Annotated in this window: 17 protein-coding genes; 14 read left to right on the top strand and 3 right to left on the bottom strand. The window is 45.3% G+C overall.

Features of this window, described 5'->3' with window-relative positions; translation table 11 throughout:
• Positions 1-23 precede the first annotated feature (23 nt).
• Both LRL21_RS13915 and LRL21_RS13910 read right to left on the bottom strand, forming a co-directional pair.
• Positions 24-374: a hypothetical protein gene (locus LRL21_RS13915; protein ID WP_240416377.1), complete on the bottom strand. Its 351-nt coding sequence runs from the start codon at positions 372-374 to the stop codon at positions 24-26.
• A gap of 139 nt (positions 375-513) precedes the next feature.
• A complete protein-coding gene (locus tag LRL21_RS13910) occupies positions 514-1,212 on the bottom strand; it encodes a pirin family protein (protein ID WP_240416376.1) in 699 nt (232 codons plus the stop codon).
• Between the two features lie 300 nt (positions 1,213-1,512).
• Here LRL21_RS13910 and LRL21_RS13905 point away from each other — a divergent pair, with 300 nt between their 5' ends.
• The 8 genes from LRL21_RS13905 to LRL21_RS13870 all read left to right on the top strand — a co-directional run bounded on the left by LRL21_RS13905 (position 1,513) and on the right by LRL21_RS13870 (position 12,209).
• On the top strand, positions 1,513-2,091 hold the full coding sequence (locus tag LRL21_RS13905) for a TetR/AcrR family transcriptional regulator (RefSeq protein ID WP_240416375.1): 579 nt from the start codon (positions 1,513-1,515) through the stop codon (positions 2,089-2,091).
• A gap of 48 nt (positions 2,092-2,139) precedes the next feature.
• Entirely contained in the window at positions 2,140-2,793 is a 654-nt protein-coding gene (locus tag LRL21_RS13900; protein ID WP_240416374.1) for a VC0807 family protein, read from the top strand.
• 19 nt (positions 2,794-2,812) lie between these two features.
• Entirely contained in the window at positions 2,813-3,322 is a 510-nt protein-coding gene (locus LRL21_RS13895; RefSeq protein WP_240416456.1) for a GNAT family N-acetyltransferase, read from the top strand.
• Positions 3,323-3,493: 171 nt separating this feature from the next.
• A complete protein-coding gene (locus LRL21_RS13890) occupies positions 3,494-5,905 on the top strand; it encodes an alpha-glucuronidase family glycosyl hydrolase (protein ID WP_240416373.1) in 2,412 nt (803 codons plus the stop codon).
• 315 nt (positions 5,906-6,220) lie between these two features.
• Complete coding sequence (locus LRL21_RS13885; protein ID WP_240416372.1) at positions 6,221-7,171, top strand: ABC transporter permease; 951 nt, start codon at positions 6,221-6,223, stop codon at positions 7,169-7,171.
• Between the two features lie 38 nt (positions 7,172-7,209).
• Positions 7,210-8,079, top strand: a complete 870-nt coding sequence (locus LRL21_RS13880) for a carbohydrate ABC transporter permease (protein ID WP_240416371.1) — start codon at positions 7,210-7,212, stop codon at positions 8,077-8,079.
• Positions 8,080-8,109: 30 nt separating this feature from the next.
• Positions 8,110-9,684, top strand: a complete 1,575-nt coding sequence (locus LRL21_RS13875; RefSeq protein ID WP_240416370.1) for an extracellular solute-binding protein — start codon at positions 8,110-8,112, stop codon at positions 9,682-9,684.
• Between the two features lie 206 nt (positions 9,685-9,890).
• Positions 9,891-12,209, top strand: a complete 2,319-nt coding sequence (locus tag LRL21_RS13870) for a helix-turn-helix domain-containing protein (protein WP_240416369.1) — start codon at positions 9,891-9,893, stop codon at positions 12,207-12,209.
• 44 nt (positions 12,210-12,253) lie between these two features.
• On the opposite strand, the gene LRL21_RS13865 is transcribed toward LRL21_RS13870, so the two are convergent.
• On the bottom strand, positions 12,254-13,066 hold the full coding sequence (locus LRL21_RS13865; RefSeq protein ID WP_240416368.1) for an HpcH/HpaI aldolase family protein: 813 nt from the start codon (positions 13,064-13,066) through the stop codon (positions 12,254-12,256).
• Between the two features lie 239 nt (positions 13,067-13,305).
• Here LRL21_RS13865 and LRL21_RS13860 point away from each other — a divergent pair, with 239 nt between their 5' ends.
• The 6 genes from LRL21_RS13860 to LRL21_RS13835 all read left to right on the top strand — a co-directional run bounded on the left by LRL21_RS13860 (position 13,306) and on the right by LRL21_RS13835 (position 18,952).
• Positions 13,306-14,928, top strand: a complete 1,623-nt coding sequence (locus tag LRL21_RS13860) for an ATP-binding protein (RefSeq protein WP_240416367.1) — start codon at positions 13,306-13,308, stop codon at positions 14,926-14,928.
• Between the two features lie 308 nt (positions 14,929-15,236).
• A complete protein-coding gene (locus tag LRL21_RS13855; protein WP_240416366.1) occupies positions 15,237-16,658 on the top strand; it encodes an RtcB family protein in 1,422 nt (473 codons plus the stop codon).
• A gap of 6 nt (positions 16,659-16,664) precedes the next feature.
• A complete protein-coding gene (locus tag LRL21_RS13850; RefSeq protein ID WP_240416365.1) occupies positions 16,665-16,925 on the top strand; it encodes an RNA 2'-phosphotransferase in 261 nt (86 codons plus the stop codon).
• Positions 16,922-17,722: a TatD family hydrolase gene (locus LRL21_RS13845; protein ID WP_240416364.1), complete on the top strand. Its 801-nt coding sequence runs from the start codon at positions 16,922-16,924 to the stop codon at positions 17,720-17,722. Before LRL21_RS13850 ends, LRL21_RS13845 begins: the two co-directional genes overlap by 4 nt.
• A 110-nt stretch (positions 17,723-17,832) precedes the next feature.
• The gene (locus LRL21_RS13840; RefSeq protein ID WP_240416363.1) at positions 17,833-18,414 is read left to right on the top strand and encodes a bifunctional transcriptional activator/DNA repair enzyme AdaA; all 582 of its coding nucleotides are present in this window, start codon (positions 17,833-17,835) and stop codon (positions 18,412-18,414) included.
• Entirely contained in the window at positions 18,401-18,952 is a 552-nt protein-coding gene (locus LRL21_RS13835; RefSeq protein WP_240416362.1) for a methylated-DNA--[protein]-cysteine S-methyltransferase, read from the top strand. The genes LRL21_RS13840 and LRL21_RS13835 overlap by 14 nt, the downstream gene beginning before the upstream one ends.
• The last annotated feature ends 70 nt before the right edge of the window (positions 18,953-19,022 follow it).

The raw sequence follows: 19,022 nt of genomic DNA, 5'->3' as shown, positions 1-19,022 counted from the left end.
GTTTTTTTGTATGATTGAGATTACTATTGCTTACTCACATGCTCGTTGCTGTAGCCCGTACGGGTATTCACGATAAGTGTGAGCCGACGAGCGGCTTCATCCGTAATAAGCTCGGGGAGAGCTGTATCGTAGAGCCACCACTTACTTATGGAGCGGCCGTGCTCCGCCTCGGTTTCCTCGAAATAGAACAGATTCAGTTCGGCGAGTTCGGTTTGAATGGTCCGCATGACATCGGTATCTACGTCTTCAACGACTAACTGCCAGCCCTTATCACAGGCATCAAGGCTAAAGGCATTGCCTTGTACTCTTGTATCCATCAGCATACGGCTGGTCACATGCTTGATCAGCAATGTTGTGTGTATCACTTCGGACATACTTCTATTCACTCCCTTCTATTTTAAAAGCAATTCAAAAAGTGTGGTGAATAAAGAGCGGAGCGGCCAAATGATCCCGGAGAAGCGTCAGCGATCGGAGGGATATTTGGCCGCGCAGTGGGACTTATTCACCACACTTCTAAGGCAAATCAATTAGCAACAGCGTGGCACCGCTATTCGTGCGTATTGTCAGCTCAGGGGTATGCTCGATTCGGGCAGCGTCACGCTTGGCAAGTGTGGTGTTCCCGTTCAGGCTCAAGTCCCCCTCGATCACCATTACATAAATACGTCGGCCCGGCTGCTGCGTAAATTCGAGTGTGTGCCCCGGCTCCAACTCCGACATGTACATGGTCAAATCCTGGTGGATATGAGCAATGCCTTCGCCGGATTGATGGGAAACGATTGGCAGCAATTGATTACGCAAAGCGTTAGTATCATAGCTGCTTGTTTCATAGGAAGGCTCCAGCCCATTAACATTAGGTGTAAACCAAATTTGTAAAATATGAACATCCTCAACGCCTGGATTCACTTCAGAATGAATAATACCCGTGCCTGCTGACATTCTCTGCACTTCACCAAAGGTAGTCACAGCCGATTGCCCGGTACTGTCTTCATGCTTGAGCTGCCCCTTCAACACAACAGAGACGATCTCCATTTCCCGATGAGGATGTGCTCCAAAGCCGCGTCCTCCTTGGACGATATCATCATTAAATACACGGAGTGGACCGAACTGGGTATTAAGCGGGTCGTAGAAATCGCCAAAGGAAAAGCTGAAATTACTTTGCAGCCAACCATGATCGGCCGAGTAACGAGAGGCGGCAGGATATACTTTTATCATAACTATGGGCTCCTTTGAACTATCAAAGTGATTGCGCTTATTAACTATAATTAATATACCACATTACTTTTTACAAGTAAATAATGATGAACTTGAGCGAATTTTATTTGGTCATTTTTAACGAAATTTTAAGGGTTCTACAATTCATATACCGCATATTATGCAATAAATTGTGGGGCATATCGAGCGATGCACGCCTGACTATTTTTCCTATTTTTTTCTAAAAGCATTTACATACCGACGGTCGGTATGGTAGAATATTTTTAACAGCAAGACACTTTGATATTGAAGGAGCTTATTATGGAACAGAAACTGGACCAACAAACTTTATCCCATATTTTATCGGTGACCGAACAGTTGATTAAAGAAACGGGCTGTCAGCAAACGACGCTTCAGGTGATTATGGACCGTACAGGATTATCCAAGGGCGCGATCTACCACTACGTAAAAAGCAAGGATGAGCTATTCGGAAAAATACTTGAAAGCTATATGACGACTGTGAATCATCAGTTTCATGAAGCGGTTAAGCTATCCAAAGACAACGACATTCGACCTGCGATTCAAGCTATTGTATCGTCGATGGCGGAAAGGGGAACGAGCAATACTATATTCATCTACTTGTTAAGCCAGCAGCACAAGCCGAATATCGCGACGATATTAAAGGAGCTGCGCCGAAGCTTGATGGAGCTCTCAGAAGCATGGATTACCATCGGCAAAGAGCATGGCGCGATTCCGGCTCATGTGGATGTGAAGGCTTTTGCCTCGATGTTTGTGACCTTATCTTATGGTTTACGCGTCAATCAAATGATCGCAGATGATCAGCAAGTGCCTCAAATGCAGGATGTATTCCTTTTTATGATCAACGCATTCCAGAAGTAAACACGCTTAAGAGGTAAGCCATTTATTTTATTAAGGAGGTCTAGTGCGATGAATCGCAAAAAAATAATTCGCAATATCTTAGTTTCTCTACTGATCAATGGGGGATTACCTTTACTTGTATACACAATTTTGGAAGGACATATGACCGATGTGATGGCTTTATCGATCGCTGCGATTATTCCGCTGCTGGATACGGTTTATCATATTGTGAAGCACAAAAAGCTGGATGTATTTGCCGTCTTTATGGCAACAGGGTTTATTCTCAGTGCTGGCGCGGTACTGCTGGGCGGAGATCAACAGCTGATTTTGTTAAGAGATTCTTTTGTTACCGGTATTATGGGTTTGATTTTTCTCGTGTCGCTGTTGTTTCCCAAGCCGATTATTTATTACTTTGCATTTCGCTTCATTGCTTCCAATGATGAGAATCAGAAGCAGGCATTTGCGGATAACTGGAAATTCGCCTATGCGCGTAGAGTGATGAGAATCATGACTGCCGGCTGGGGCGCTGCATTATTGGGTGAGGCTGTAATTAAAGTAATAATGGTATATTCCTTGTCGGTTACAGCATTTTTGGCACTGTCGCATCTGGTTATGTATGGCATCCTTGGTATAGCCATAGCGTGGACTTATTTGTATAGAAAGCAGTCAGGACGACGGTTGGCACAGATCAAGCGAGAGTCAGCTTTTCCTAATATGAAGTGAGGGGGTGAAACCAGTGGGAATGGCAGAAATTACTACCCTTCAAGTCGACGATCTCCAAGCGGTTAAAAGCCTGTATACGTCAGTTACACGAAATCTTCGCAAATCAGGCAATTACCAATGGGATTGGATCTATCCTAACGTATTTATTATGAAAAGTGATCTGAAGAACGGTCACCTATTCGGTATAAGAGATGACAAAGCCATTATTGCCGCAATAGTGATTGATGATAAGCAAGGTGCTGCGTATGCGTCGATGGATTGGCAGGATCATGAAGGAAAAGCCGCCTGCATTCACCGTCTTGCTGTTCATCCTGACCATCAAGGGAAAGGATTAGGCAGCAAGCTGCTGCGATTCGCCGAGGCCTACATAGCCTCACATGGATATACAAGCATCCGGCTGGATGTGTATGCAGAGAATGCTGCAGCCCTTGGCATGTATCAGCGTGGAGGCTACAGTGAGCGGGGGAAAGTTCGATATCCATTTCGCAAGGTGCCCTACTTCTGTTTTGAAAAGGTATTGAATAAATAAATTAAAACGTTTACATCCTCTTTTGAGTTGAGTATACTGAGCGTAATTAACTTAATCAATAAGTTAGTTCAATCGAAGTTAAAAGAGTGCAAAAAGGGAAGTGATGGTACATCACTTATTAGCGCGAACAATCCTTTTGAGCATGCTCTAAAAGAAATGGAGGCATAAGAAATGGAATTATTCAATTTGGTCGCGGCCACAGTGGTCTCGTCCAAGGAAGCCAAGGGAGCAGAGGCTAAGGCGGTTGATGTTCTGATCGAAGAGCTGGAGAAACGCACAGGAATCCGATTAAGCCGCGCGAATAGCTTTCCTGATGGAAATGCTCCAGTAATAGTGATCGGTACGATGGATTCATTGCATGCCATTGAAGAATTCGATGGCGAACGTCTGCCTAAGGACCTTCCCGTCCTGAAGCCGGAAGGTTACGCGATTCGTACGGTGTTGGCTGACGGCAACCATACGGTGTATATCATTGGCGCGGATGCCCGGGGCGTATTATACGGAGTAGGCAAGCTGCTGCGCTCATTAAGGTGGGGAGATCATCTTATACAGCTGGAACGTGAGCTCAACCTGAATGAAGCTCCGAGCTTTCCTCTGCGTGGGCATCAGCTTGGCTACAGGCCAAAGAACAATGCTTATGATGCTTGGAGCATAGAACAGTACGACCAGTATATTCGGGATTTGGCTATTTTCGGTGCGAATAGCATCGAAATCTTGCCGCCAAGAACGGATGATGATCCGATAGGTCCGGTGATGAAGGTTGAACCGATGGAAATGATGATCCGATTATCTGAAATCATTGCTTCCTACGGAATGGATACGTGGATCTGGTATCCGAATCTCGGCAAAGACTTCTCCAATCCGGCTACGATTGCGGCGGAGCTGGCCGAGCGTGAGCATATATTCAGCAGCCTTCCGCATATTCAACATATTTTCATCCCTGGCAGCGATCCGGGAGATATGGAGCCAGAGCCGTTATTTAAATGGTGCGAACAAGTAGCCGGATTGCTGAACCGTTACCATCCGGAAGCTAAGCTATGGTTGTCGCCTCAGGTTATGAATGGTGATCCAACTGCCTGGAAGAACGGCTTCTATGAGCAGCTGAGCAAGGAGCCGGATTGGCTGGGCGGCATTGTATTCGGTCCTCATGTGGACGAAGCACTGCCGGAGCTTAGACGAATTGTTCCGCAGAAATACTCGATTCGACGCTATGAGGACATCACGCACAATTTTCATTGCCAATATCCGGTAGCCGACTGGGACCTCTCTTATGCGCTTACGTTAGGCAGGGAAAGCAGCAATCCTCGTCCGTTGGCGCAAAAGCATATTCATAACGAGCTGGCCTCTTATACGGTGGGCAATTTATCTTATTCCGAAGGCATTAATGACGATGTAAATAAATTTATCTGGAACGATCAGGATTGGAACCCACAGACACCAGCTGTGGAAACGTTGAGGGATTTTGCCGGATGGTTTATCAGCTGTGAGCTGGCAGACGGAGTGGCTCAAGGCTTGCTGGCGTTGGAGGACAATTGGGTTGGGCCTCTGGCGGCAAATGAAGGCGTGGAAATAACCTTACTGCAGTGGCAGCAGATGGAAAGGGAAGCATCTGAGCGCGTGTTGAACAATTACCGCTTCCAGATGGGCTTGCTGCGCGCTTACTTTGACGCCTACACGAAGCGGCGGCTTTTCTATGAAACCGATCTGGAATACAGAGCCAAGGAAGCACTGCGGGAAGCAAAACACACAGGAGCATTGGCTGCCGTGCAGCAGGTTGAACAGCTTTTATCAAGGGCTGAAACAGAGCCGGTGGCTCAGGATTATCGCAGACGATGCGAGGAGCTGGCCGATCAGCTGTTTGCCAATATTGGCTACCAGCTAACCGTGACAAGGCATTATGCAATAGCTCAGGATCGAGGAGCGTTCATGGATGCGATTAATGCTCCTTTGAACGATGCCCGTTGGCTGCGGATCAGGTGCGCCTTGATCAAGGAGGAACAGGAGGAGACGAAACGACTGACGATGATCGATGAAGCGCTGAATCGGATCAATCCGGGTCCTGGTGGCTTTTACGATAATTTGGGCTCGTATCGCAGCAATCGTCGTATTGACCCTGGACAAGGGTGGGAAAAGGATCCAGGTTACCTGTATTCGCCGAGAACGGCCCATGCCGTTTATTTGCTTTCAGGGGCTATTACAGAAGCAAAGGAAAAGGAACGAGGCGGCATTCCGCTTGCCTGGATTAATCATATCAATGTTATGCTCGATACTCCGATCATTGTTCGTTATGATCATCTGGACCCATCGACAGATTACATAGTGAAGGTGGCTTATGTCGGTGAGATTGGAGTTGAAGCGCACAAGGCGGTTCAGGTGAAGCTAACGGCTAACGATACTTATGTGGTCGAAGAAAGCCTTCTGGTGAACGGATCAGCGGTAACGATTCGTGAGGCTCTTATTCCCCGTGAATTGGTGAGCACTGGCGAGCTGAAGCTGACCTTCCTGCGCACCCAGGGCACCAAGCGATTGAATGTAGGGGAAATATGGCTGATCAGAAGTGAGCCGCAGCAAGTCCAGGCATAACTCGGGGCATCAGCTCCAAATGAAGCAAAATATGCATAACAACCAAGCTATTCCGTAGTGCTGCGAGGTGCTGCCGAATAGCTTTTTGCATACAAGTTTTGTTTTGAAATGAAACAAGATAGAAAAATGAAACAAACCGGTCTATGGAGAAAAAATGGAACCTCACCTGCCATAATGGTTGTTATCACGCCTTGGTATGGATGCTATACTGAGAATCGTTACAGCAGCAATCGAATAACCACATATTGCAACCGCTTTCTGAGTTGAATGGAGTTGAACCAAAGGGTGGCTAACAGGCTGGAGAGGAGTATGTCAATGGAAGTAAGGAGCATAGCGGGGACAAGGAAAGTAGCAGCTACGATTAAAACAGAACGAAGAAAAAGAATTGCCGAGAGCAAGTACTTGTACGTTATGTTGTCGTTGCCGATCCTTTATTTTATTTTGTTTAAGTATGGCCCCATGTTCGGGCTGCTGATCGGCTTTCAGGACTATAATTTTGTAAAGGGTGTTTTTCACAGTGAATGGGTAGGGCTTAGACATTTTCGGGAATTTCTGAGTGATCCGTACTTTTGGAGATTAGTAAAGAACACGGTGGTTCTTAATGTGTATATGCTCCTGTTTTATTTCCCCACCCCGATTATTTTGGCACTCATACTGAATGAGGTTAAATTAAAATGGTTCAAAAAGCTATCGCAAACCGTTAGTTACTTGCCGCACTTCCTTTCAACCGTTGTCATATGCGGCATGGTGGTCAATTTTTTCTCCAACGATGGGCTGGTCAACCGTGTTTTGATTGAATTTGGCATCGAACCGAGACCTTTTCTGATGATGGCTGATTGGTTTCGGACGATCTATATCACCTCGGATATATGGCAGGGCGTCGGTTGGGGTTCGATTATTTATTTGGCAGCCTTATCCTCGATTGATCCGCAGCAATACGAAGCGGCCCGGATGGATGGTGCCAATCGATGGGAGCAGATTCGTCATGTAACACTGCCTGGCATTGCTCCAGTCGTGACCATTATGTTCCTGCTTACGCTCGGCAATATGATGTCCATTGGCTATGAGAAAATATTGCTGCTGTATACGGGTCCCACCTATGAAACAGCTGATGTCATATCGACCTTCGCTTACCGGCGTGGCTTGCTCGGGAACGATTTTAGCTATGCTACAGCCGTCGAGCTTTTTCAAGCAGTGATTTCACTTTGCCTGATCACGGCTGCCAATCAAGTGTCGCGTAAAGTGAGCGAAACGAGCTTATGGTAATACTTCTCCGTCACGGCACATTATGAAAGGAGAATCACATGAAAAAACAAATGACCGTGGGCTCCATTTGCTTTGATGCCGTCATTTATCTGAGCTTGATTGCGGCTATCTTTGCCTTTGTATATCCGCTCTATTACATGTTTATTGTTTCTGTCAGCGATGGGATGAACGTGATGCGTGGAGAAATCAAATGGTTTCCTAAAGGGTTTAATTTAGAAGCGTATTACACAATTCTAACGGATCCCAAAGTGATCAGGGCGTACGGCAATACTTTGCTGTACACTAGTGTAGGCACCTTCATTAATGTAGCAGCGACCGCATTGTGTGCTTATCCTTTATCTCGAAGCAGGCTTTACGGCCGGTCATTTTTTACCGTTTTCATTATCATTACGATGCTGTTCCACGGTGGGATGATCCCGACTTATCTCGTTGTTGACAGCTTGGGGCTGATGAACAGCATGTGGGCCATCGTCATTCCCCCCGCGATCAACGTATGGTACATGATCATCATGAGGACGTTTTTCCAGAACATTCCGAATGAAATTCAGGAATCGGCTGTCATTGATGGTGCACATGAGATCACGATATTTTGGAGGATTATTATTCCGCTATCTGCTCCTGTGTTTGCTACTATGATCATGTTCTACGCAGTGTGGCATTGGAATAGCTTTTTTCCGGCTACGATCTACTTACGTAATAACGAAATGGTGCCCGTTCAGATCATCATGCGCAGTATGATTGTCGATGGCAATGTAGGCGAGGTCAACTCAACGAGGGATTTGACTACAATTCTCCTAAGCATGAAGTATGCCGTTGTGATCGTAACCATTTTACCGATTCTCGCAGTGTATCCGTTTATTCAAAAATATTTTGTTAAAGGCGCAATGGTCGGTTCGTTGAAGGGTTAACGTTGATTACTCATTTGAGGAGGGGTAAGTATGAACAAACAAGGAAAAGTACTTCTTTCATCTATGGCACTGATGCTGACCGTTACGGCATGCTCGGATTCTTCATCTAAGCAAACGGTGAAGGAGGCTCCAAGCACAAGCACTCCGAAGCCTGCTGCTGCGGGAAGTAAGGCGTCTGATGTGCCATTAACCGTGAAAATACTGAAAGGCTCTTCAAATATTAACCTGCAGGCACCGCTATTCGATTATATATTTGAGAAAACGAATGTAAAAATTCAATTGGAGCTCGTCACCACAAACTATGAGCAAAAAGCGCAGACGATTATTGCCACCAACAGCCTGCCAGATATTATGGAGGTCGCCTATGGCAAACAAATGTATGTCGACGGCGCCAAGAACGGACTCTTTCTGTCGATCAGCGACTATATGAGCGATGCGCCCAATCTGGCCAAAATCATGAAGGAAAATAAAGAAATCGCTAAAAATAATATTGACGGTAAAATCTATTCATTTCCGAAATTGGGAGCGTGGAAGCTTCAACTGGCTCAAGGTGCGATGATACGATACGATTTGCTGGAGGAATTGGGGCTGGAGGCGCCGAAAACCTTTGACGACTTGTATAAGGTGCTCAAAAAATTTAAAGAGAAGTATCCGAATTCCATTCCGTATACGGGAAGAGAAAATGCATTTAATTTATTGAAGCCGATTTCCTTCGCAATGGGTTCAGGAAACCGGATTTATTATGATCCGAACATAGAGGGTGGCAAATACGTATACGGTCAGGCTCATCCCGAATTTAAACCCGTTCTTGAATTCATGAGCAAGCTATTTAAGGAAAAACTGCTGGACCCGGACTACGCGGTCAATACAGCCGATGCGATGAAAGAGAAGCTGGCTTCAGGCAGGTCGTTATTCTACTACGATAATAACAGCTTTGGTGTCAATTTTAATGAAGCCTTGAAGCCGATTAATCCCAAAGCTCGTTTCGAGCTGCTTCCGCTGATGAAAAACGATCTAGGTCAAACTCGGGGCTGGATGTATAAAAAAGACTGGATGCACAATATCGTAATTAGCTCCAAAACAAAAAATCCGCATGAGCTGGTTCGATTCCTGGATTGGTTTTATGGTGAGGAAGGGACACGCGCCACCGCTTATGGTGTAGAAGGGGTTAATTACAAAATGGAGAACGGCAAGCCGGTTATTCTGGACAGTGTGCTTCAGAAGTATGCCAAAATGAAGGACCCGTTCCGCAACATGCAGACTGATCTGGCGACCGGTTTTGAGCAGCTTGCTCTTAATGTCGATGAACACCCGATGGTTGAGACCTCGGCCCCTGAGCTGGTGAAATGGAAAGATATGATTACTACCGAGAAGGGCTATGTCTACGAGGTGGTCGCTCCGCCATTTACGAATGACGAGCTTTCACGATTGAAAACATTGCAGTCCAAGGTGGACACGCTGGTCGATCAGGAGATGGATAAATTTATTATTGGCGTTCGTCCTGTTAGTGATTTCGATAAGTTTTCCCAGCAGCTCATCGACAGCGGGGCTTTGGAAATCGAAAAGATATATAATGAAGCCAATCAACGTTATCTCAAACAGTGAGTGGGCTTTCAAAGGATTTCTGATAGGAAGGCCTGCCAGAAGGAGCGTTTCAACGGCCCTGGCAGGTTTTTGCATATTTTTGATGAAGTTATTGGAAGCCCCTGCTATCGCAAGGTTGGGCATTTCTTTTTACAGGTTTGGCAGTATAATAAGAAGAAAAGGAAGCGCCTTCATTCAACGGGACTAAGAGAGAGGGTGGTTGGGCAATGAAAACAATGAATTCTAAAGTTTCCGTTCCATTAAACAGACTATTTTTACGTATACTGCTGTTCTTCCTCTCTTTTTTGATCCCTATTGTATTGATAGGGGCGATTTATTACGTAACTACGACGAATCGACTCCAGGAAGAGTTTACACAGAAGTTTGAAACGAATCTGCAATCGTCTGTTCATACCATTGATATTTATTTGAATACGGCACAATCCAGCTCCGGGCCCAGCTTTTTTTATGAGGTTAGAGCCATTCTAAAGCCTTATGCCGAGTATCGTGATGATGAACGTTTGGAGCTAACCAAAGTTACGCAAATATTAGCGAGAATTTCTAACAATCTAAGTGAATTCATTGATAATATATTTGTTTACACAGACGATGAAAAGGTATTCAAGCAGGATGGGCTGGAGGATTACCGGCAGTTTTTTGAGAATTACAAATTTATCGGATACGATCAGAACTTGTGGAGAGACAAGCTTGAGAACGGCAGACCCTTAGAGATTCTGGAGCCTACTGAGATTCTAGTAAACAGGACGGTGAGCAAACCGGTTATCCCATTTTTGTTCACCAGTCTGATAAACGGCCATAAAGCGGCTATGGTGTATACGATTCCGATTGACATCATTGATAAGACGTTACGAAATCATACGTTGGTGGACTCTACGCAATTCATTGTAATCGACAACAATCACAACAAGGTGATATGGAGCAGTACAAACCAGCTGAGGGAATCAACGGTCATTTCAGAAATTCAGGCTTTCTTCAAATCGGGGAGTCTTCAGCATGGGGAGTTGAAAATCAACCAGGAGGCATTCATCGTAACTCAGGTCACGTCGGAAACGTACGGCTGGAGCTATTATTCGGTGACGCCTGTGGCCGAATTTCGTAATCAAACCAGCTATTACCTCTTGTCTTTGCTAACGACCTGCTTCGTACTGGTTGTGGTCGGTATCCTGTTCTCGTTTATATTCACCTTCAATCTGTACAATCCCATTAAACGCATACGGGATATTCTTGACCATCCTGAGGAGAGCGATGAGCGTACTGACAGTACGAACCGGCATACGGCGTTTGATTTTATCGGTACTCGTATTCATCGTTTAATCGAGCATAATCATCAATTCAAGCATGAGCTGGAAACCGTATCCGTCGGATATTTGGAGCAATCACTGTTGAATCTGATTCATGGAAGAACTGCAGTTAACAAACAGGAAATCGGAACCATGCTAAGCAAATATAGCTCTTTTCATAAATCCTCGTATGTATGCTGCATCATCCGCTTCGACTTTAAGGAGGCCTTTTATCAGGACATTCAGGATGTCGAGCGGTTGCATATCGTCAGCAAAATGAAAAAGATTATATGGGGGCTGCTGCTGCCCTACGCCAATATATACCTGCTGGAGGAACATGACCATCTGTATATCGGGATCGTAAATGTGGAGGATGCCGAGGACACGGAGCGGCTGCGGAAGGGCTTGCAAACGATGGTCGATACGTTCCATTACGATTCAAGATATTGTTTTATTTATATCGGGCTTGGAGACCTACATGAAGGGATTCAAGGCATTACGAGGTCATACGCGGATGCGTTGAAGGCGCTGGAATCGGCGGATGGAAAGATGGATTTTCAAATAATTGATGCCACTGCTGTTTCTCATGGCTCTATGCATTATTCCTATTCATTCATGGATGAGAATGGGATTATTAACTGCTTGAAGGCAGGTGATATGTCTAATCTTCGGCTGAAGGTGGACAGTATCATCGGGAAAAATAAAGAGAAGGGCGTCCCCCGCCACTTGATCTCGGCACTCGTGTCTGAAATCTACAACACAGGCTGCCGCTTCCTCGCTGAACGGGGGATCAATCCGAGTGAACTGATGGAGCCGGGTAAGTTCGTTTCTTTAACGAACCATGAAGAACAGCTGAATGTGGTGCTTGCTTTTTTTGAGCTGATCATGGCTCGGTTTTCCTTACAGGAGCAGGACGGCTTCAGTGAGATCAGCTCGCTTATTATCGAATACATAGAAGGAAACTACCATCATGATTTGGGTCTGGAGAAAATCTCCGGTGAGATGGGCGTCTCCTCCAAATATATTTCGCATGTATTTAAAGAAAAAACAGGTGAGAATCTGATTGGGTACATCAGTAAGTATCGGATCGCCAAAGCTAAGGAAATGCTGGTGGAAACCGATTTGAATGTTAGCGAGATTTCGAATCGTGTCGGTATTTTCAGCCGTACGACGTTTATCCGTCTATTCAAAAAGTATGAGGGCACGACTCCAATGCTGTACCGGAATTTAAGCCGTAATAAATAAAGGATGGCAGATCCGTACACGATGGTACCGCTTTGTAGTAGAGCTCAAATACGAATATTGTTATCCGTATTTTGTAAATTATCACCTAATCTTAGTTTGATTTCATTGAGATCACGTTCCATCTGAGCTATGAAGGCAGTCATATCAGAGGCATGAACAAACAGATTCAGACCTTCTTGTCCCCATGCAATTTCTTGTTCCACGCCCCAGAAGTAATGAATGCCTGCCGCCACATGAGCTGCTCTTGCCTTGCGGATGATCGTGCTGACAGCCTCCTTAAATACAGGGTGGTCATATTGCTCCGGTATGTTCAGGCTGCATGACAAATCGTGGGGGCCGATCAATACGCCGTCCAATTGCGGAACCTGCAGGATGGCATCCAATGCCTCAAGTGCGGGTTCGCTCTCGATATTGACGATCAGTATGTTACCCGCATTGTACTGCTCCAGATAAGCGGCCAGCGGCTCCTCAGGCTCTTCGTTGCCTTGAACAATACGCGTTAATTTCTTGCCCTTGATCGGCCGGAGCTTGACCGCGCCCCGAAGCGCCTGTACCTGCTCTGCAGTTTCGATATAAGGGGCTACAATGCCTGCCGCTCCCGCATCCATGGCTTTACTTGCTTCATAAGGATCCGGGGAAGGAATGCGCACGATTGGTGCAAGTCCGAGTGCAGAGTAAGTCCGGCACATCCAGGAGAGCATGTCTCGATCGATCGACATATGCTCGGTATCGATAAAGACGAAATCCAAACCTAATTTCCGTACTTCAACCGGCCACCGGGGTGAGGTGGAAATAATCAGTGTGCCATAAACTCTTTGCCCGCTGCGAAGATGATTTTGCAATTGTACCTGATCCATGGAGGCTCCCTCGTTTCCTATAACTTCTCCTTACAATATTAGGTTATCGTATGCAGCTCCAATAAGAAACAGCCATTTTCGGAACAGCAGTTTCAATTTAGAAGAGAGACCGATTTGTTGTTATTTTCTACCTTGTTTCAATTTCGTCGTGACTATTCAGATGACAATTTGTGAAGAGACTTTACGGAGTTAGTTGTGGTATTCTAGAAGCAATGAAACCAATCCGAGGGGATTTACTAATGGAAGCTCATTATATTGGCGAATCCAAAAAAAGGTGTCAAGAAGCGGGATTACAAACCAATCAGCTCCCGTTTCCGAGAAATCGATTACATGTACATGAACTGCTGGAAAGAAAACATAAGTTCGCCGAAGCAATTTCAGTTATGGATTTTTTCAGTGACAAAACAACGAAGCTATTAGAAGGAACACCGATACTCATCACGCTGACTGATGATCTGGGATATATTATTAGCTTCTTTGGGAATGAGTCCATAAGAGAATCCGTGGCGCTATTGGGAATACAAGAGGGCATCCGGTTTATCGAAAGAGACATGGGGACCAATGTAGTGGACATGGCGCTGCAGCACAAAAAGCCCATCGAGCTTCTCGGCACGGACCATTATCATACTCACCTGCACACGACCGCCTGCTATTGTGTTCCTTTTGAGTTTACCGATATTGGTGGATTGACGGGTACGGTCAGCATGATGACATCGCTTGATTTTCATAGTAAATTTGCATTGCCATTATTAATTAATATGGTCGATTCCATGGAACGTGAACTGGCCCTGAGAAGGAAAAACAGGAATCAAAACATCTTGAATCATATGACGCTTAATACGGTTAACAATGGAATTATTATTGCAGATAAGTCCGGCATCATTATCGAGTTTAACCAGCTGATAGAAAAGGTTACGCAATGCAAGAGGGAAGATGTAATTGGAACCTCGGTGTTTTCATTTGACCTGTTTGCTCCATATATGCTCGGAGTATTAAACCACGGAGATCGAATAGAAAATAGGGAATGCACGCTCCCTGTTTCATCCAATAAACGCATGACCTGCTTGCTGGATGCTATCCCTATTGTAGATGACAATCAGGAAATTATTGGCGCCTACCTGCAAGTTCGCGATATAACGGATCGTACTATGCTTGAGCAGCAAGTTATTATGTACGAAAAATTTTCAGCGATAGGGAAGCTGGCTGCTGGAATTGCCCATGAAATCCGCAATCCACTTACCTCGGTGATGGGATTTATTCAGTTATTAAGAGAAAAGAAACCGAATGCGGATACCTCGGCACGTTATTTGGAAATCGTATTTAATGAATTACTTAATTTGAAAAAAATGGTATCCGATTTCGTACTTATGGCAAAACCGAGTTCTCCGGAAAAAAAGGAGCATGTGCTGCAAAAGGTCATTGAGGATACGGTTCAATTCATGACCAGTGAAGCTAATCTAAAAAATGCCATTCTTACAACAAATTTATGCTCTGCACTGATCCTGATATCGATAGATGCCAATCAAATTAAACAGGTGCTTATTAACCTCATTCAAAATGCTTTCGAAGCCATGCCCGAAGGGGGAGGCGAGGTCCAAATCAAGCTTACCCCCAATGTGGATGAACAATGTGTGGAAATAAGTATTAGCGATAATGGAGTAGGCATTTCGGAAAAGCAAATCAATGAAATATTTAATCCTTTTTTCACTACAAAGGAAAATGGTCTCGGATTGGGCTTGTCGATATGCTACAGAATTATCGAAAGTCATAATGGAAACATTCAAATTAAATCAAACGCAGAGCACGGCACTCAATTTATTGTTTCACTACCTTTAGCCAATGAAATTCCAATTGATCATTAATTTTTATGGGCATGATTACTATAATTAATCTTTCCGTTGACAAATGTTGGGTAAAGCCATTATGATAAACCTAATTACTTGAGAGGAGGCCGATGAATATGAATTCAATCCACATCCGATCCATACAATTACAGAAGAAAGTCCATTTCATCGGTCTTTACGGGACCAGTGATTTTAACTAGGTTTACTCATTACAATTAATGAAGCTTAGATAATGAAGGCGTAAGTAAAGCCATGGACGATACAGGTCTATGGTTTTTTTGTGTTATCCACGTTCCCAGTCCACAATTGAAAGGAATCATAAATTTATGAAAGAAAACTATTATCAGAAGGTCCAGCTGCCTGCCGGACAGGTGCATGTATATGCAGGACCCTCGCTGTTTCAAGCTCTCGATTATAAGGTGTTTGAAATGGCTAACAACAATCTGCAAATTCCAAATCAAGTGTATATGAGCTATACCCCCGATGTGCATGTAGGTGTTGGAACGTGTATCGGTACTACGGCTGTGTGGAATACCCATGATGGCTATGTGTCTCCGTCCATTGTCGGCAGTGATATTGGCTGTGGGATGCGCGTTCACTTAACGAATCTGCATAAGGACGAATTGAAAGAAGTAAAGCTGCGCAGAAAGCTGGTCAAGACGATTGAGAAGTATTTGCCTGTTGAAGATCATGCCCGCGGACATTTCTCGGATATTCGCCTGGAGCATGTGATCAAGAAGGGACTGCATGGTCTCCCGAAAAAATATATCCCGGATGGTTATACACCACGTAAGTCGACTTCGTTAACCCATGTGGAGCGCAGCAAGTTTTATTTTGACGAAAATGCGCTGAACCTGTTTCCTGATCGGGTATGGCATCGTGCACACAGCCAGCTCGGAACACTCGGGGGAGGTAATCATTTTGCAGAGATCCAGTACATCGAGATTGCCGAGGATAACCGGGAGGTAGCTGAAGCTTGGGGGTTATTCGATGGTCAGGTGATCCTTATGATTCACTCAGGTTCACGTTCGTGGGGAGGTTCGGTCAGTCAATATTGTGGCAGCCTTATGGCCAAGATGATGCGCGCTCAAGGGATAGGCACTGCTGATCCCCATCTATTATTCGGAGCACTTTCCGAGCCTGTAGCTCAAAGCTATGTAGATTTGATGTACTCTGCCCTCAACTATGCAGTTGTGAATCGGCATCTGATCGCGTATGCGATTAGGGAAGCGGGTAAGGATGTGTTCGGCTCCAAATTTGAAATGTCAACGCTGTACGATCTTATGCATAATTATGCATGGGAGGAAGAGCATGAAGGAAATTCTTATTTTGTCCATCGCAAAGGGGCTACCCGTTCTCTGCCACCGAATCATCCAGATAATCCTGAGCCGTATCGACTCACCGGACATCCTGCACTCATTCCAGGTTCGATGGGAACCTCCTCTTATATCATGGTGGGCTCTCCAGAGGGAAAAACGAATTTTCACTCGATCTGCCATGGGGCAGGCCGTATTCGTTCGCGCAGCGCTATGAAACGTTTAATTACCGTAGACGAATTCGCTTCGTCCATGCGTGTAGGAACCGAGGATGAAGTTGTCGTGAATCAAAAATCACTCGAATCGATCATAGATGAATCTCCACAAGCGTACAAGGATGTAGATCAAATTATTGAAAGCGTCGTCGGTGCAGGCCTGGCCCGCGTCGTTGCCCGTTGTAAGCCGATGGCGGCAGTTAAAGGGGCTAAGTAAGCATAAATGAATAGAAATGAGGACGTGATCACCATGTTAAATGAAAAGACAGCCGTAAGCTTGAGCAAGCTGCTTACCAAGCTGCTTCGACATACGCCAGAAGAGTTTGGAATTACTCTTGAGCAAAAGGATGGTTCTTGTAAACTGGACGAACTGCTTCGCATGCTTCATAAACAAGAGAAATGGGCGCATATTACAATCGAAGATATTCAGCAGATAGTAAGTCAATCGGATAAGCATACGAACGATGGAGGTAAGGAATTATGAAGTCAATGCTTATTGATATCGGTGTTAATTTATTGCATCGCTCATTCCATAAGGATCGGGATCAGGTTGTGGCACGAGCGGAAGCAGAGGGAGTATCGCCGCTTATTATCACGGGAACGTCGCTGAAAAATAGTGAGGAGGCCGCTCGATACGCGGGTAGATTTGCTGGAAAATTGTATACTACGGCCGGGATTCATCCCCATGATACGAAGCATTGCCAAGCTCATACGATGGAGAAGCTTCGTAAGCTGGCATTACTTCCTCAAGTAGTTGCTATTGGTGAATGTGGACTGGATTACAATAGAGATTTTTCACCACGGGATGTTCAGAAGCGATGGTTTGAGGAACAAATTCGTTTGGCCTGTGAGCTGCAGATGCCTCTTTTTTTACATGAGCGGGATGCTCATTATGAGTTTATGCAGACGCTTAAGCCGTATCTTCCTCGTTTGAATAAGGCTGTTGTTCATTGCTTTACAGGCTCGCTCCAGGAACTGCAGGTTTACTTGAATATGGGCTTCCATATTGGTATCACAGGATGGATCTGCGATGAGCGCAGAGGTAAGCACTTGGCAGAGATCGTTAAGCGAATCCCGCCGGATCGACTGATGATTGAGACGGATGCTCCTTTTCTTACCCCACGTGATTTGGCTGTTAAGCCGAGTGAGGGTCGCAACGAGCCGGCCTTTTTACCTCATATTTTGAGAAAGATTGCTTCATGTTGGGATCGGAGTATCGAGGAGACTGCGGAAGCTACCACGAAGGTAGCTAGGGAGTTTTATGGGTTATCCGTACATTAATGCCAGGTGAACATCGCTTCTAATTCATCTGTCGATATCTTGCTATTCTATTCATGCATACTACTGCCGGACTCAAGAATGGCTTATACTTGTATGGATGAGGTGAGGATATGGACCAAAAGTTATTTGACCTTGTATACAAATCCGTTGTTAATCGAGAATCGACCTACGATGGTGTCTATTATACGGCAGTAAGGACAACGAAGATCGTATGTCGACCCACTTGTCGGGCCAAAATCCCCCATGCAAGTAATGTGACGTTCTACCACTCGCTTGAAGGTGCGCTACAAGCAGGCTATCGGCCTTGCAAACGTTGTAAGCCCGAGGCGAATGGAGCACTTCGACCGGATGCAGTATTGGCTGTACAGGTGGATATGATTATTGAGACACAATACAAAGACAAACTGACTTTGCCGCTGCTGGCTGCTTCACTTGCTATAAGCCCTTATCATTTGCAGCGTGTATACAAGCAAGTGACAGGCTATTCACCTGCGGAAAAAACTGAGCGTGTTCGATTAACGCATGCACAAAAGCTTTTAGTAGAATCCAATGCCACCGTCGTGGAGATTGGAGCAGCTGTCGGCTACCGCAGCGCATCCCATTTCACTTCATGGTTTCGTCAGAGAACGGGCATGTCTCCCACGGCGTATCGGTATGAACAAATAGGAGGAGAAACATTTGATAGCGAATAGGAAATATCGACAAACCGTAATCGGTTTGAATCAATCATGGACACTTATCGCCAGTGAGCAAGGAATTAGCCAATTGTTGTTCCCTCCACACCTTGCTTCAATGGCCGGGTTGAAGAAAGATGTCACGGATGCTGAACAGCTGATCGAGGATCGCAGCCTTTTCGCACAATTCGGCATTATTGAACTGTTGGAGCAGTACTTTGAAGGGATACCGGTCAGCTTCGATAAAGTCCCTCTGGATGTAGATGGAACTCCGTTTCAACAAAGCGTATGGAGGGCCCTAAGCAGGATCCCTCATGGAGACACGTGGACGTATAAGCAGTTTGCCGAAACGATTGGCAAACCTTCAGCGATTCGAGCGGTTGGTACAGCGATTGGGCGCAATCCTTTGCCGATTGTTTTACCTTGTCATCGGGTCGTCGGTTCCAATGGTACATTAACAGGATTTAGAGGGGGACTCCAGATGAAGAAAGACATCCTTGCTTTGGAAGGGGTAACCCATATGGAGTTCTCTGGACATGAACGATTCCAGTTCTGAGCTGCCGCTGTGACATTACAGCAAATTAATATGAAAATAAAAAAGCAGACTCCTTTCATCTGGAAGGAGC

It is taken from the genome of Paenibacillus periandrae (assembly GCF_022458865.1).
Taxonomy (GTDB): Bacteria; Bacillota; Bacilli; order Paenibacillales; family NBRC-103111; genus Paenibacillus_S; species Paenibacillus_S periandrae.
This window is presented reverse-complemented; position numbering and strand designations above follow the sequence as displayed.

Coding starts and splice junctions, on each gene's coding strand:
- LRL21_RS13915 (WP_240416377.1), bottom strand. CDS start 374: ATGTCCGAAGTGATACACACAACATTGCTGATCAAGCATGTGACCAGC.
- LRL21_RS13910 (WP_240416376.1), bottom strand. CDS start 1,212: ATGATAAAAGTATATCCTGCCGCCTCTCGTTACTCGGCCGATCATGGT.
- LRL21_RS13905 (WP_240416375.1), top strand. CDS start 1,513: ATGGAACAGAAACTGGACCAACAAACTTTATCCCATATTTTATCGGTG.
- LRL21_RS13900 (WP_240416374.1), top strand. CDS start 2,140: ATGAATCGCAAAAAAATAATTCGCAATATCTTAGTTTCTCTACTGATC.
- LRL21_RS13895 (WP_240416456.1), top strand. CDS start 2,813: ATGGCAGAAATTACTACCCTTCAAGTCGACGATCTCCAAGCGGTTAAA.
- LRL21_RS13890 (WP_240416373.1), top strand. CDS start 3,494: ATGGAATTATTCAATTTGGTCGCGGCCACAGTGGTCTCGTCCAAGGAA.
- LRL21_RS13885 (WP_240416372.1), top strand. CDS start 6,221: ATGGAAGTAAGGAGCATAGCGGGGACAAGGAAAGTAGCAGCTACGATT.
- LRL21_RS13880 (WP_240416371.1), top strand. CDS start 7,210: ATGAAAAAACAAATGACCGTGGGCTCCATTTGCTTTGATGCCGTCATT.
- LRL21_RS13875 (WP_240416370.1), top strand. CDS start 8,110: ATGAACAAACAAGGAAAAGTACTTCTTTCATCTATGGCACTGATGCTG.
- LRL21_RS13870 (WP_240416369.1), top strand. CDS start 9,891: ATGAAAACAATGAATTCTAAAGTTTCCGTTCCATTAAACAGACTATTT.
- LRL21_RS13865 (WP_240416368.1), bottom strand. CDS start 13,066: ATGGATCAGGTACAATTGCAAAATCATCTTCGCAGCGGGCAAAGAGTT.
- LRL21_RS13860 (WP_240416367.1), top strand. CDS start 13,306: ATGGAAGCTCATTATATTGGCGAATCCAAAAAAAGGTGTCAAGAAGCG.
- LRL21_RS13855 (WP_240416366.1), top strand. CDS start 15,237: ATGAAAGAAAACTATTATCAGAAGGTCCAGCTGCCTGCCGGACAGGTG.
- LRL21_RS13850 (WP_240416365.1), top strand. CDS start 16,665: ATGAATAGAAATGAGGACGTGATCACCATGTTAAATGAAAAGACAGCC.
- LRL21_RS13845 (WP_240416364.1), top strand. CDS start 16,922: ATGAAGTCAATGCTTATTGATATCGGTGTTAATTTATTGCATCGCTCA.
- LRL21_RS13840 (WP_240416363.1), top strand. CDS start 17,833: ATGGACCAAAAGTTATTTGACCTTGTATACAAATCCGTTGTTAATCGA.